Source organism: Tolypothrix sp. FACHB-123 (assembly GCF_014697075.1).
Lineage (GTDB): Bacteria > Cyanobacteriota > Cyanobacteriia > Cyanobacteriales > Nostocaceae > Aulosira.
Genome location: NZ_JACJRE010000003.1, coordinates 67,275 through 81,665, shown reverse-complemented (window position 1 = coordinate 81,665; position 14,391 = coordinate 67,275). Strand labels below are relative to the sequence as shown.

The window sequence follows — 14,391 nt, the reverse complement described above, 5'->3', positions numbered from 1 at the left end:
TGAAATATTTAAGAGTAAATCTCAATACAATTTATGATAAAATTTGTGTAATAAAAGTGACAATATAAACAAAAAATTCCTGTAAAAGAGGGCTATATGTGCATGAATTTAAGCAGAAGAAGTATATAAATAAACAGAGAACAAGCTTAAGCGAGTAATTTGAGTGAAGCGATAAAATTGAGTGGTTAAGGTTGGTAATAGACAATTAGCAAGAGATGTTGGTAACAAAATTATTAACGATCGCTCTTTTTGAGGTAGCTCAAAAATTTATCTACTGCTAGCGGATGAATACCCAAGAGAGAGGAGATAGAGAAATATTCTCTGTTCTGGGCGATCGCTCAGCTTGCCACAGTTTTCTTGATTCGTTTATGGCTAAAATAGCGATCGCTATTCTGCTGGCATAGCCAACATCACCATTTCTACCCCAACCTATAGAATTACTCGCACTAAGGCTGTATGATTTTTAATTATTTTTGTAAAAATTCCTCTAAAAACAGCATCAATGACTATCCGCCATGCGACTGAAGTTGACTTACCTGCTATTGTGGCAATTTACAATGCTGCAATTCCTAGCCGCATGGCCAGCGCTGATTTAGAGCCAGTAACCGTAGAAAGTCGCCTGAATTGGTTCCGGGGGCGATCGCCTTCACAAAGACCGCTATGGGTGGTAGAAGAAGACGGTATAATTGCCGGATGGCTTAGTTTTCAATCTTTTTATGGGCGACCAGCCTACAGTAAAACTGCCGAAATTAGCATTTACATTCAGCCAGACTTTCAAAAGTGTGGTTTAGGACGAAAACTTTTAGGACAAGCAATTGAACAAAGCCCCAATTTAGGTTTAAAGACTTTAATTGGCTTCATTTTTGCCCATAATCAGCCCAGTTTAAAACTATTTACCACATTCGGCTTTAAACCTTGGGGACATTTGCCCAATATCGCAGAACTTGATGGTATTGAACGTGACTTAATGATTATGGGGTTGCGAGTTGGGGATTGAGGGGACGGGGGAGCAGGGAGCAGAGGAGCAGAGAGCAGGGAGCAGGGAGCAGGGGGTAGGGAGCAGGGAGCAGAGGGAGTAAATAAATACTCAATGCCCAATGCCCAATGCCCAATAACCAATGACAACTGACAACTAACGAAAGGAACTAAATATGTCATGGATAGAGTTAAGCCTCGACACGACAAATGAGGCGGTTGATTGGGTATGTACACTACTTGCTAAAAACAACGTGACTACTGATGTTCATATCAAGAGATATACAGAAGCAGACAGCGAGAAAATCACGCCAGACTGGGCGTTTACCATCAGCTTCTACATACCGGACGATATCTATGCAGATATACATGGATCGGAAATAGCCCAATTACTCGCACCATTGCAACGCACCGGACTGACTACCCATCTGGCGATGGCTGTAGTTGCAGACAAACCAACAGACACAGAACTCGCAAGCTCTCTCATCCACCGGATTGGGCAAAAGTTTGTTATTGTTTCTGCTGAGACAGCTTACAGTTCAACACCAGAGGAAATTATTTTAAGACTGAAAACCAGCCTCGCTTTTGGTAGCGGTTTACATCCAGCAACCATACTCAGCCTACAATTGCTTGAGCGTCATATTACCCCAGTGATGAATGTTCTAGATTTAGGTTCAGGTTCGGGTATTTTGAGTGTTGCGATCGCTAAATTGGGAGCAAATGTTTTAGCCTTAGATAATGACATCATTGCCGTAGAAGCAACTAAAGATGCGGTATATCGTAATGGTGTAGAGCAGCAAGTCACCGTTAAACAAGGTAGTTTAGGCTGTGGTAGCGACTTGGGACATTGGCTGGGTGGAGATTCTATTAGCAATGTGCCGAAAATTGATGTGCAAAATCAATTTAACTTAATTGTGGCTAATATCCCAGGTAGAATACATATTGCCCTGGCGGCGGATTATCAAAAAGCGCTACGTTCAACTGATAGCAATGGTGGATTAGTAATTTTAGCTGGATTTACCAATGATTATGAGGAAGATTTAGCTGTAGCATTCACCGAATTAGGATTTGAAAATGTCGATTGTGAGCGACAAAACGAATGGGTTGCACTAGCTTATCGCTTAAAATCAAAGTCATGCTGTGGGAATTAGTTGCACATCATCAGCTAAATTATTGAGTTGAACTGTTGTTTCGCCCAAATCTAGAATTAGTTGCTTTTGATTCTTACTTTTGTACGCGCCAAAATCTCCTCCTAAATTGTTGAGAACCCTGGTTAAATTAGTTAAGTCTTCTAAGTTCGTAACTCGCAGCGCCCCTAGATGTCCATAACGATTAGTCCGATCAAATCCACTATCAGTCCAAGCTTGCGCAACTGCGAAAATATTGTTGATATACAGTGCGTCATTTTGGGGATTAAAATCTGCGATCGCATCTTTACCGCCATCCCTACCATCGATATAAAAAACATCATTACCTAAACCGCCTGTGAGTTCATCATTGCCTTTACCACCCACTAGTAAATCGTTACCATTTTGACCAAATAGTTTGTCAGCACCATCACCGCCAATCAATACATCATCCTGATCTCCACCTTTTAATCTATTATTACTAATATCCCCAGAAATAAAGATACTAGATGTAAGTTTATTCGAGAAATTCTGATTACTAGCAACATCATTGATAACAATGTTGTAAATTCCTTGTTTAGCTGCTTCCGTAGCTAATTCGGGACTTGTAAAACGAGTCCAAAAATTATGATCGGCATAACTTAAATCTTCATTTCGCTGCAAATCTTGCCATACCAAATTGCCTAAATCAGTCAAAATTTCTGTGTTACTACCATTAAAATAATAAGCATGTCCTCCTATTCCAGAAGTTAAATCATTATTATCATTAGCTTTTCCTACCCAAGCAATCCGTCCAATCTCCCGTGATTGAGCAGCCAACATCATATTGACACTCGCTTGTGTAACATCTATTCCTATATTTTCAGAGCCGTATTCCCCAATCATGATCGGAATATTTTGAGCCTGGAGTTTATCAAAATAAGCACCAATATCTTTGTTGAGCCATTGGTCATAAATATGGAGTGAAAAGACTATATTTGCATTACCTGCCATAATATTTTGAGCATGACTAGCAATTGTCTGAGTATGATAGTCTTGCCCCCAGGCTTCGCCATCGACCACAATGACATTGTTAGCACCTTCGGCTCGAATTATGTCAATTAATTGACGGTGATAATCTACCCATTTTGCAGCTTGAGCTTGACTATTTCCCGGTTCATTATGTAAGTTAAACCAAACATAAGGATTATCTTTAAACTCTCGCGCCATTGCACGCCAATAGTCTTTCAGGATTTCCCATTGTTCCCCTTCATAATATCCACCAATGCGATCGTGAGCATCAAAAATGACTACTGCACCTTGACTCGTATAAATATCTACAATCTTGTGGTTTGTTTGGTAATTGTCCTCTACGGGGTGGGGTTGATTATAACTTCCTAATAAATAGTTAGGAACTCTAATAGTATTAAATCCCCAGTTTTTTAAATAAATATCATAATCCCGATCCCATGTAAAAGTATTGATTCCTTTAGCAATAAACTCTTGTCCATTGGGGTCATAGATTTTGTTCCCAATTATCTGGAAATTGGAAAATTTTAATGATGCTAACATCATATTGACATTAGCTTGCGTAAACTCTTCTCCTGGATTGTTATAGCTATATTCCCCAATCACAGTGGGAATATCCTGAGTTATACCCCGAACAACATAAGCTGGAAAATCTTTAGTTTTATCTAATCCTCCTGGAGATTCAAACATTACTACCGCATCTTGAAGCATATAAATATCTGCAATTTTATCGTCTATTTGATAATTATCTTTTGCAGATTCAGATTGAGAAATTTGTCCTAATACATAGTTGTGGTATCTAATAGCAGAAGTTCCCCAGATATCCAAATAAATATTAAAAATTTCATCCCAAGTAAATCCATAGACTCCTTTGGCAATAAATTCTTGTCCATTGAGACCATAAATTTTATTTTTAATTACCTGACTTTTTAACAAGTTTGAGTTAGTAGATGACATTTTTATGAAAAAAATGTAAATGACAACTTAATAGTTGCAGATTTAATAAGTCCGAACAATGTCAGATATACCTATATTATTTATTGATAAAATTAATGATATTTGCTGACACACTTATCTGAAAAGCTTGATATATTGTCCCTAATTAAATTCATCAAAAAATGAATATATAGACGGATATGTCCTATATTTATTGTCTTTCACAAGCAGAAAAAAAGTATTTCAATTAGTTTTAGCAAGATGAATGAATAATATCTAAGATATGGGTCAAAAAACAACAACTTTCGGACTAGCTCAAATAATAACTATCCAAAATTGTGGTTTTATTTTTTGACAGAGATAACGTTTGTAGTTTGTTCCGAGTTAAAGGAATTAAGAATGATACATTTTTAAAGAGCAAAATTTCTCAGACACAATAAATATTTATTACATTAAATATACGTATAAATACATAATAAACTTACATATATATAGCCTATACAACTATATATTTGAACATTAAAGCGGAAATAAGCTACCTCGTATTTGAGGTAAATTAAGTACATGAGTGAGCTATGACCTGATTTACCTCAGGAGTTAGTGGCTGAAAGCAAGGTAATACCAATAGCGTTTTTTGAGAGTTTCAACTGAAGCTAGATAAGTATGAATGCTCTTTTGCCATTCAGGAGTTCCATAAGTACGAAGTAATTCCAGTACAGTCTCTTCAATTTGATATACAGTTTTGGGACTGTTAATGGGGCGTTCAGGAGCATCTGGATTTGTAATTATCAAAGCTGCATCTAAGAATTGATGAACTGTTTGGCGGCGAACAGTCTCCCTTGTATTCGGTTTATATGTTTTGCCATAGTGCTGTGCCATAAATTCCATCATGGGTGTAATTCCCATTAAAGGAGATGCAGCAGCAGACCAAGGATTATTTTGCTTTAAGTCAAGTAGAGCTAGAGTTCGGTTAGTCTCTAAGTTAATCAACCTCCAGCTTGAAAAATCTGTTCGGCGGTTAAGTTCAATTCTGGAAAAGTTGGTGATTCGATGCGGTCTTGAGAGCGAAATTTCCTAATCTGATACTCACCTTCATCCAAACAGCAAACTAAGATGGTCGGTTCTTTTGGTTTACCAATGAACTCCCTACCACCTAAAGCAGCATAATCCACAATCCAATATTCAGGAATTCCCATTTCCTCATAATCGGCGTATTTTTTATGATAATCATCACGCCAATTGGTAAGGCAGTGCGTTGGACGGGTTTCCCGGCTTGAAGCAACTGCCGTACTCACTACCTCAATTACTAAAGGAATCGATGCTGCAAGGCTGACAGTAGATTCTTGCTTCCAGCGAGACTCATTTACTAAATTAGGTCGATTTAATATCAGCACATCTGGCGAGGATGCTGATTCATTTTTAATTGGTTTAACTAATGCTGTTTTTGGGATGAAATAGGGAAGATTTAAACGACTATATTCTAAAATGATTGTTGTGGTTAAAAATCCAACTACCTCTTCATGATCACCCAATGGCTGTGGCATTTCAACTACTACCCCATCATATAATTCGTAACGTTTCCCTGTGTTATTTGGATATTTAGCAACGAATTCATCAAATGTAACTATTTTGCGTAAGGTTTGACTCATAAATTATTGCCTCGCCTTTATCTAAAAGGACTTAAAATGTAGGGTGTCTTATGCCATAGGCTAACGCACCCTACACATCGCAATAAAGTGCTTACTACCCCAAAAACAGCTTGTAAGCAGGATTCTGATTTTCATCCCAATACTGATAACCTAGGGTATCTAAAAATGCTTGCCACTCTGCCATTTCCTGCGGTGGAACCTGAATACCAACAACAATTTTGCCGTAATCTGCGCCATTATTGCGGTAGTGAAACATACTGATATTCCAGTTGGGACTCATGGAACCAACGAATTTCATTAACGCACCTGGGCGTTCGGGAAACTCAAAACGGTAGAGTAATTCATGTTCTGCTAGGGGTGAATGTCCGCCTACCATGTGGCGCAGATGTAGTTTTGTCAGTTCATCATCGGTGAGGTCAATAGTTTTGAAACCGCAACCCTCAATAGTTTCTCGCATTTTTACCGCATCAGCGCGATTTTGAATTTGCAAACCGACAAAAATATGTGCTTCTTGTTCGCTGGCAATGCGGTAGTTAAACTCAGTTAAGTTACGATCGCCAATACATTCACAAAATTTCCGCAGACTTCCCCGTTTCTCAGGAATGGTGACAGCAAAGATGGCTTCTCGGCGTTCCCCAAGTTCGGCGCGTTCAGCGACAAAACGCAACCGGTCGAAGTTCATATTCGCACCGCAGGCTACAGCTATTAAGGTTTGTCCCTCAATTTGCTCCCGTTCCGCGTAGGCTTTAGCAGCTGCGATCGCTAATGCTCCCGCAGGTTCTAAAATAGATCGCGTATCTTCAAATACATCTTTAATCGCCGCGCAGGTATCATCGGTATCTACCAAAATGATTTCATCTACATATTGCTGACACAGGTGAAAGGTTTCCTCCCCCACTTCCCGCACCGCTACCCCATCCGCAAATAAACCCACCTGAGATAATCGCACCCGCTTTCCAGCTTTCAGCGATTGACTCATCGCGTCTGCATCCACCGGTTCCACACCAATAATCTTGATTTCTGGACGCAACCGCTTGACATAAGCTGCAATCCCCGCAATCAATCCCCCACCACCGATGGCGACAAAAATCGCATGGATGGGTTGTTGATATTGGCGTAAAATTTCCATGCCGATTGTACCCTGACCGGCAATTACATCCGGGTCATCAAAGGGATGAATAAACGTCAGTCCCTTTTCCGCTTCTAGTTGACGGGCATAAGCATAAGCATCATCGTAGGTATTACCATGTAAAACTACATGTCCCCCCCGTGCTTTGACAGCATCCACTTTTACCTGGGGTGTAGTCACCGGCATGACAATAATTGCTTGAGTTCCCAAACGACTGGCAGATAAAGCCACACCTTGAGCATGATTTCCAGCAGAGGCGGCAATTACTCCTTGCTTTAATAAATCCGGTGGCAAGTTTACCATCTTGTTATAAGCGCCACGCAGTTTAAAAGAAAATACTGATTGCATATCTTCCCGCTTTAGCAATAGCTTATTGTTCAGTCTGCGAGAAAGATTTGGAGCATATTCTAAGGGTGTTTCCTGGGCAACATCATATACACGGGCAGTGAGAATTTGAACCAGGTAGTCACAATACATGGGCGTTGAGGGGGTAGCAGATGCCGGATAGATGATAATTTTACGCTACTTTATGTACATATTGGGCATTCGGCATGGGGCATGGGGCATTCGGCATTGGGCATTGGGCATTGGGCATTCGGCATTGGGCATTCGGCATTGGGCATTGAGTATTTGTAATTAATGAGGCTTTTTGCTCCGTGAATGAGGCTTTTTGCTCCGTGAATGAGGCTTTTTGCTCCGTGAACGAGGCTTTTTGCTCCGTGAACGAGGCTTTTTGCTCCGTGAATGAGGCTTTTTGCTCCGTGAATGAGGCTTTTTGCTCCGTGAGCGAGGCTTTTTGCTCCGTGAATGAGGCTTTTTGCTCCGTGAGCGAGGCTTTTTGCTCCGTCAATGAATATTTAATTTGCTGCAAAGCAATCTCAGAGCTTCACTACCAAATATTTAGAACTACTTCTGGGCAGTGCATACCTGTCAAATTAACATAAAACCTATGTCAAGTCGTGACATTTGTCAGACAATAAGGTTTAGTTAAGGGACTTCCAAGTAAAAAAATATTCCATTGCTATTGTTCACAGTTGACGGTTGACTGTTAACTGTTAACTGTGAACCGTCAACTGTCAACAGTCAACGTTTAACGGAATAATTTATTTTTTGGAGTTCCCTAAGCACAGATGCAATCCCTCGTAGGGGCACGGCATCCACCATACGTGTCAACTTAAGCTAAAAATAGCCTCTGTACAAGCGCCATCCGCCTGAGAATGAATGAAGAGGCTAATAACCAAAGTAGGGGCGGGTTAAGGGAGATAGTCGTGAATTATTGAAGCATATCTGTGAACCCGCCCCTACTTCAGTAGACTCAAGATTTTGAAGATATTTAGTCATCTTGAGATGGCTTTGGCTATTAGCAAGGAAATGAAGTTCCTTGCGGTAAGCGGGTTTCACCTTAAGTTCCCTACAAAGATAGAAGATTAACTCCATGTTGAGAGTTTATGATTCGTTCTAAAAACTCAGTATGGCTTTTGATTATTCTTTGGACTTCCCAAATATCAATTTTCGCCAGCATCCTGAACTCTATCGCGTGGGGAAAGGCGAACAAGGTGTACTTTTGGTAGAACCTTACAAATCAGAAATTCTGCCTTATTGGCGATTTAAAAATCCTGATATTGCGAAAGAATCTAGCGAAAAAATCTATGGAATTTTTCTTACCTATTTAGAGCAAGATGATTTTGTTGGTGCAGATATGGCACGCAAGTTTTTACAAATGGGTTATACTCGCGCCCGCCGTTATGCTAATCATAAAAGCGGCAGAAAGTATAAAAAAACTCCACCAGATAACGGTGATAAAAAAGAAATTCTTCCTTATGAAGTAGATCCCATTAAAGCCGAATCAGCAGCGATATTTAAAGTTAAGTGGATACAAGCCAAGACAAACGAGAAATATCAAGCGCTTCTCGCCCAACATAAACAGATGTACGAACTAGATTAACAGGCTTGATATTCTTTGTTATCTAGCAGAAAGGCATAATCGTACTGTTAGTAAATTGATGATGGGATGTTGTTTGATGTCTCATTCCCTAACTGGAGTGACTTGAGTTTGTATTGGTGCGATCGCACTGAATTCTTTAGATACAATTAATCAGTGTCGATTTATACGATTTCCAGTTTTTAGAATAGTTATACTCATTTCTAGGTTCTACCTGGGAATTACGAAGTGGCTTTGCCACTTCTTTTTATTTAAATGGTAGCCTAAAAAATAATTAAAAACAAAATACGGTATTGATAGGGGCTAGGGGCTAGAGGCTAGGGGATGAGGGAGTAGTTACCAATAACAACTGACAACTGACAACTGACAACTGACTATTGACTTAATCATTCAAAGCATCTCGCCATTTATCTCTATTATCTCTGGGTTCTGGATCGCGGAGCGATCGCGCTTGTTGCCAAGTTCCCCAAGACAAAGCTGGCTGTCTTTCTAAATGATTGATGAACTGCATAATAGCCTGATCTGTCTTGACAGGTGTTCTAAAATCAAACTGAATTTTTTCAAAAATCTTGGCGTCAACTTTGAGAAAATCTTGACTTAAAACCTTACCTAGGGACAACACAACTCGATTGTATAATCTACCCAGAATTCCCTGACGTTTTTTAATCATCAATATAGTATGCCCTTCAGTCTTCCCGCCTGCAATTAGGCGTAGGGTTAACATAAAGTGCAAATGGAGAAAATTAGGCATGAATGTTACCATACTCGTACTGCCATACCAATAACAAACACTATAATTCAGGTCATTTTTATAAAAAGGACGAATGAGTTTGCTTAAATAATTACCTTTTCTACCTTGTGTATTATTGGTAAAGGCAATAGCATTTTGATTCAATTCTTGTGGTTCAAAAATATTTTCTACGGGTACTCTTTTAACTGTATTAAAATATTGAGTATCTATAGCATTAATTATCACTGCATGGGGATGACAGTTAGCTATAAACTGAGAAATAATAGTTACATCAAAATCCTGTGCTTCTAATTCTGGAATAAAAGGCAGAGGCTCTAGGGGAAATTCTCCAGTCCAAACCCAAATCATGCCATATTGTTCTGCGGTAGGCCAAGCTTTTAATTGAAGGGGAAGCAGTTCATCTAAACAAGGAATATCAACGCAAAATCCTTCACTATCAAATTTCCATTGATGGAAATAACAGCGCAGTCCATTACCTTCAACTTTACCATCTGCTAAATGAGCACCCATATGGGGACAGTAGGCATCAAAAGTAACAGCTTTTTTATCTTTACCGCGATAAATTACTAAGTCTCTACCTAATAAAGTGATAGCTTTTACTTCACCTACCCGCAAGCGATCGCTAGAAATTGCCCAATACCAACCTTCTATAAAACGTTCTGGGTTATTGAAGGTTTTAGATTTACGATTTGAGCTAAGATTCGGGGAGTTAAAATTCATTTTTAGATTTTTACGGACAGTGAAGGGCTTGATTATATAGTTCCTATTCAGCAGTCCGAAAAATGTAATGATAGTTACTCTTGATATTTTGCTATTAAATTAATTATGAGATTTTCTTTTATCGCTAAACATTTTTTACATTGGTCATACTTTAATTTAAGAATTGAGCAGATTAAAATCCTGATTTATCGCCTATTAGCAAATTAATTTTCAAAAAATTGAAAAAAACATGTGTCAATTTTATTTAATAAAATTCAGTAAGTCATGATTAAGATTTCCAACTATTTTAGTAGGGTGTGTTATCGCGTAGCGTAACGCACCTTTAATTATTCGTAGAGTCTTAGCCTACGTAATAACGTTTTTGGATGAAGATGCATATAGAGGACTTACGCAAACAAAATTTGTCATTGCGACCGAAAAGCATTGTAGCGAAGCAATCCCAGAATATCAGAACTTTTCTTAAATTTGTATAAATCTAGGTTATTGAGCTAAAAATTTTTCACGGTGCGTTAGCCTACGGCGTAACACACCCTACGATTTTTTGCAACATAATTGTCAATAACTAATCTGGTAATTGCATTCTTTTTAATATCCGACGGGCGACATTGAAAAGTAAAAATCCGAGAATAATTAGCATAAGAATGGCGAACCAAACGCCAGCCCAGCCAGTACCGCGCACGTAAGCATCGCGAGTGATTTCAATATAATAACGGGCGGGAATAATAGCGGAAAATAATGAGAGGGGGAAAGGAATATTACTCAGTGGATAAATAAAACCTGATAGTAGTAAAGCTGTTAAGAAACCTACTAAGGCGACAGCTTGCACAGCAGAATTTTGATTATTAACACGTACACCAATTAATAAGCCAAACATGACACTATCTATTAAAAATAGGAGTGTACCTAATAATAATGGTGTTGGCTCGACTACAAAGCCTAGTTGCCAAATGATAGCGCTCATGACTACGATTAATAAAGCTTCGCTGATGCCAATTAAAAGGTAAGCTAAGCCTTTTCCTAATAGTAGTTCTTCAGCGCTGAGGCTAGAAGCGTAAACTTGTAAGATTGTCCCTTTTTCTTTTTCGCGCACCATTGCGACTGCTGTTAATAATGAGGGATAAATCCAGAGGATAACTGCATAAATACCAGGTACGATATATAACGATTCTTTTCTCCCCGGATTAAACCAGAGGCGGATATGCGCCACAATTTTATCAAATGATGGTTGTAGCCCTGAATCTCTTAAAAAAAATCTTGTGGTTGCTTGAATACTATTTTTGATAATTCTGGCATTATTAACATCAGTCCCATCAACTAAAACTTGGATGTTGGTAGTTAAATCGGATTTAATGCGACGGCTGAAATCTGGAGGAATCACGATCGCAGCTTTTGCGAGTCCTTTATCTATCGCCTCTTGAGGATTGGAGATTTCATCTGGAGATTTATTGAGGGAAGTGAACAGGGGAAATTTAAAATTATGAATTGGTTCAAATTGATTAGTAGCAAATAAACGCTCAATATAGGCTCGACTGAGAGGACTGTTATCAAAATCTTGAATAAATATCGGAATATTTTTCGATTCTAGGCGAATTACAAAACCAAAAATAATTAAGGTAATCAATGGTAGGAGAAACGCCAGCGCTAAAGAAAGGCGATCGCGCCTAAATTGTGCTAACTCTTTACGACATTGGGATAATATTCTTTTCATTGGGCATTGGGTATTTGCTTTCTTTTCCCCCTACTAGTCTCTAGTCCCTTCTTCCGTGCGTTGGACTATGCCGATGAAAGCATCTTCGAGAGAAAAGGGGATTGAGCGAAGGGAGTGGATATTTATGCGATCTGTTTGCAAAATTGCGCTAATTCGGGGGATATCTGCGTCGGGATGATCGAGGACTAGGTGGAGGCGATCGCCAAAAATTGATACTCGCCAAGCAGCAAAATGTGTTTTAAGTAAATTAGAGGCATCTTGAGTTCTATCTGTGACTATTTCTATCAACTTGCCGGGTTGTGCGGCTTTAATTTCACTGGGGGAACCTTGAACTACCATTTCCCCGGCTACCATAAACCCCATGCGGTTACACTGTTCGGCTTCTTCTAAATAATGGGTGGTGACTAACACCGCTGTGCCGGTTCGTGCAAACTCGTTAATTAAGCGCCAAAATTGCCGCCGCGCTAAGGGATCTACTCCTGATGTCGGTTCATCGAGAAATAATATCTCTGGTTCATGCATTACGGAAGCACCAAAGGCTACTCGCTGTTTCCATCCCCCTGGTAGTTGTCCGGTGAGCATGTTTTCTCTGCCAACTAAGCCACAAGTTCTCAGTACCCAGTCGATTTTGCTGCGGCGTAATTGTCTCGCTACTCCATAAACACCACAATAAAATTCTAAGTTCTGAATAATAGTTAAATCATCGTAGAGTGTGAACTTTTGACTCATGTAACCAATGCGTTTTCTTAATGCACTGCTACGCAAATTCTGTGTTTCTCCTGCTAAAGAAATCTTGCCTGATGTCGGTTCTAGCAATCCACAGAGCATTTTAATGATTGTGGTCTTTCCTGCGCCATTCGCTCCTAATAATCCATAAATTTCACCATAGTGGATTTCTAAATCTACACCTTTAACTGCTGAAAAATCACCAAATATTTTGCTTAATTTATTAGCACCAATCGCCACAGATAAATTATTAACTATTTCTTCATCCCTATCCCTTGTTTTTGTGCGAGGAAAAGAAATAAATTCTGGGTCATTTCCCGATGCGCGCAGGTGAGAGACAAATACATTTTCTAAAGTTGCATCTGCTGTTTGAATGTTATTTAGTTGTAGTTGCTGCTGGGCAAAAATTTTCTCAACGGTGGCGGTAGCTGCTGCTGCATCTTTAACTAATACATCTAATCTATCGCCAAAGGTTTGGACATCGACTATTGATGTTTGAATATTATTGGTTGCATTGTGTAAAACTTGCTCTGCGGCTGCGATGTTATTGGTGCGAACTTCTAAACGCTGTAAACCTAAAGATTGGCGTAACTGGGTAAGAGTACCAATTTGCTGGATTTCGCCTTCATACATTAAAGCAATGCGATCGCATCTTTCTGCTTCATCTAAATAAGGTGTCGCCACAACTACCGTCACCCCCTCAGCCGCGATCGCCGCTAATACATCCCAAAATTCCCGCCGTGATACAGGATCTACACCTGTCGTGGGTTCATCCAATAACAAAATTTGCGGCTGGGAAATCAAAGCACAGCATAAAGCCAGCTTTTGTTTCATCCCCCCGGAGAGACGACCCGCCAAGCGATCGCCAAATTTCTCTAAACTCATCAAACGTAAGTATTTTTGGCGACGCTGGACAAAAACATCCTCAGGAACTTCACGTAAACCGGCACTATAGCGGAGATTTTCATCAATACTGAGGTCAAGATACAGAGAAAATTGCTGTGTCAGGTAACTAATAGATAAACGCGCATCGCGAGGAGGTTTACCTAATATCTGAATCTTCCCTGCTGACGCTTCCATTACCCCACCCAAAATGTGAAATGTGGTAGTTTTCCCCGCACCATCAGGGCCGATTAAGCCAAAAATTTCTCCTTGGTTGACGGTAAAATTAATTCCTTTCACGGCGACTAATTTACCGTAACGTTTATTTAAAGCCTCCACCCAAATTACAACGTTAGTCATTGGTGAGTAGTCAGTTGTCAGTTGTCAGTTGTTAGTAGGGGCGGGTTTATGCGAGATCTTCATGAATCAGTGAGGATATCTGTGAACCCGCCCGTACAGTTGTCAGTTGTAGGGGTGGGGTTTCCCCGCCCTTAACGACAATCCATAAGACAAAATCATGAATTGAATTGGTATAAGTTAGAAGTTTTATTTTCAAAGCCGCAACTTCCAAGCGCAAAGGTGCAACTTCCAAGCAAAAAGCCTCAACTTCCAAGCAAAAAGCCTCAACTTCCAAGTAAAAAGGTGCAACTTCCGAGTTCAAAGTCTCAACTTCCGAGTAAAAAGCCGCAACTTCCAAGCAAAAAGCCTCAACCTCCAAGCAAAAAGGCTCAACTTCCAAGCAAAAAGCCTCAACCTCCAAGCAAAAAGGCTCAAATAACATCCTTACTTCATCAAAAATCCTATTCTCCTCTGCTCCCTTGCTCCTCTGCTCCCCTGC

General features: G+C 39.7%; 12 protein-coding genes. 3 read left to right on the top strand and 9 right to left on the bottom strand.

Translation table 11 applies throughout. The features are described from left to right. Window positions 1–502 precede the first annotated feature (502 nt). Window positions 503–997, top strand: a complete 495-nt coding sequence (locus H6G41_RS02905; RefSeq protein WP_190743450.1) for a GNAT family N-acetyltransferase — start codon at window positions 503–505, stop codon at window positions 995–997. A 154-nt stretch (window positions 998–1,151) separates the two neighbouring features. Beyond that, entirely contained in the window at window positions 1,152–2,126 is a 975-nt protein-coding gene (locus H6G41_RS02900; RefSeq protein WP_190743448.1) for a 50S ribosomal protein L11 methyltransferase, read from the top strand. Here the strand turns inward: H6G41_RS02900 and H6G41_RS35640 are convergent. The 5 genes from H6G41_RS35640 to H6G41_RS02875 all read right to left on the bottom strand — a co-directional run bounded on the left by H6G41_RS35640 (window position 2,109) and on the right by H6G41_RS02875 (window position 7,695). Continuing rightward, complete coding sequence (locus H6G41_RS35640; protein WP_277878010.1) at window positions 2,109–4,067, bottom strand: cellulase family glycosylhydrolase; 1,959 nt, start codon at window positions 4,065–4,067, stop codon at window positions 2,109–2,111. The two genes, H6G41_RS02900 and H6G41_RS35640, sit on opposite strands and share 18 nt — an antisense overlap. A 576-nt stretch (window positions 4,068–4,643) precedes the next feature. Then, window positions 4,644–5,036 carry a hypothetical protein gene (locus H6G41_RS02890; protein ID WP_199316007.1) on the bottom strand — a complete coding sequence of 131 codons (393 nt, stop codon included), beginning with the start codon at window positions 5,034–5,036 and terminating at the stop codon, window positions 4,644–4,646. Then, window positions 5,033–5,695, bottom strand: coding sequence for a Uma2 family endonuclease (locus H6G41_RS02885; protein ID WP_190743446.1), 663 nt, complete (start codon window positions 5,693–5,695; stop codon window positions 5,033–5,035). The genes H6G41_RS02890 and H6G41_RS02885 overlap by 4 nt, the downstream gene beginning before the upstream one ends. A 94-nt stretch (window positions 5,696–5,789) precedes the next feature. Beyond that, window positions 5,790–7,334, bottom strand: coding sequence for a threonine ammonia-lyase, biosynthetic (ilvA, locus tag H6G41_RS02880; protein WP_308795904.1), 1,545 nt, complete (start codon window positions 7,332–7,334; stop codon window positions 5,790–5,792). 7 nt (window positions 7,335–7,341) lie between these two features. After that, complete coding sequence (locus H6G41_RS02875; protein ID WP_190743443.1) at window positions 7,342–7,695, bottom strand: hypothetical protein; 354 nt, start codon at window positions 7,693–7,695, stop codon at window positions 7,342–7,344. Window positions 7,696–8,295: 600 nt separating this feature from the next. On the opposite strand from H6G41_RS02875, the gene H6G41_RS02870 reads away from it, so the two are divergent. After that, the gene (locus H6G41_RS02870; RefSeq protein WP_190743441.1) at window positions 8,296–8,769 is read left to right on the top strand and encodes a DUF4385 domain-containing protein; all 474 of its coding nucleotides are present in this window, start codon (window positions 8,296–8,298) and stop codon (window positions 8,767–8,769) included. Between the two features lie 379 nt (window positions 8,770–9,148). On the opposite strand, the gene H6G41_RS02865 is transcribed toward H6G41_RS02870, so the two are convergent. The 4 genes from H6G41_RS02865 to H6G41_RS02850 all read right to left on the bottom strand — a co-directional run bounded on the left by H6G41_RS02865 (window position 9,149) and on the right by H6G41_RS02850 (window position 14,334). Further along, window positions 9,149–10,237: an aromatic ring-hydroxylating dioxygenase subunit alpha gene (locus H6G41_RS02865; protein ID WP_190743440.1), complete on the bottom strand. Its 1,089-nt coding sequence runs from the start codon at window positions 10,235–10,237 to the stop codon at window positions 9,149–9,151. 562 nt (window positions 10,238–10,799) lie between these two features. After that, window positions 10,800–11,945, bottom strand: coding sequence for an ABC transporter permease (locus H6G41_RS02860; RefSeq protein WP_190743439.1), 1,146 nt, complete (start codon window positions 11,943–11,945; stop codon window positions 10,800–10,802). Between the two features lie 33 nt (window positions 11,946–11,978). Continuing rightward, the gene (locus H6G41_RS02855) at window positions 11,979–13,913 is read right to left on the bottom strand and encodes an ATP-binding cassette domain-containing protein (RefSeq protein WP_190743438.1); all 1,935 of its coding nucleotides are present in this window, start codon (window positions 13,911–13,913) and stop codon (window positions 11,979–11,981) included. 46 nt (window positions 13,914–13,959) lie between these two features. Then, window positions 13,960–14,334: a hypothetical protein gene (locus H6G41_RS02850; protein ID WP_190743437.1), complete on the bottom strand. Its 375-nt coding sequence runs from the start codon at window positions 14,332–14,334 to the stop codon at window positions 13,960–13,962. Window positions 14,335–14,391: the final 57 nt, after the last annotated feature.

Coding starts and splice junctions, on each gene's coding strand:
- H6G41_RS02900 (WP_190743448.1), top strand. CDS start 1,152: ATGTCATGGATAGAGTTAAGCCTCGACACGACAAATGAGGCGGTTGAT.
- H6G41_RS02855 (WP_190743438.1), bottom strand. CDS start 13,913: ATGACTAACGTTGTAATTTGGGTGGAGGCTTTAAATAAACGTTACGGT.
- H6G41_RS02865 (WP_190743440.1), bottom strand. CDS start 10,237: ATGAATTTTAACTCCCCGAATCTTAGCTCAAATCGTAAATCTAAAACC.
- H6G41_RS02850 (WP_190743437.1), bottom strand. CDS start 14,334: ATGTTATTTGAGCCTTTTTGCTTGGAGGTTGAGGCTTTTTGCTTGGAA.
- H6G41_RS02905 (WP_190743450.1), top strand. CDS start 503: ATGACTATCCGCCATGCGACTGAAGTTGACTTACCTGCTATTGTGGCA.
- H6G41_RS02860 (WP_190743439.1), bottom strand. CDS start 11,945: ATGAAAAGAATATTATCCCAATGTCGTAAAGAGTTAGCACAATTTAGG.
- H6G41_RS02885 (WP_190743446.1), bottom strand. CDS start 5,695: ATGAGTCAAACCTTACGCAAAATAGTTACATTTGATGAATTCGTTGCT.
- H6G41_RS02870 (WP_190743441.1), top strand. CDS start 8,296: ATGGCTTTTGATTATTCTTTGGACTTCCCAAATATCAATTTTCGCCAG.
- H6G41_RS35640 (WP_277878010.1), bottom strand. CDS start 4,067: ATGTCATCTACTAACTCAAACTTGTTAAAAAGTCAGGTAATTAAAAAT.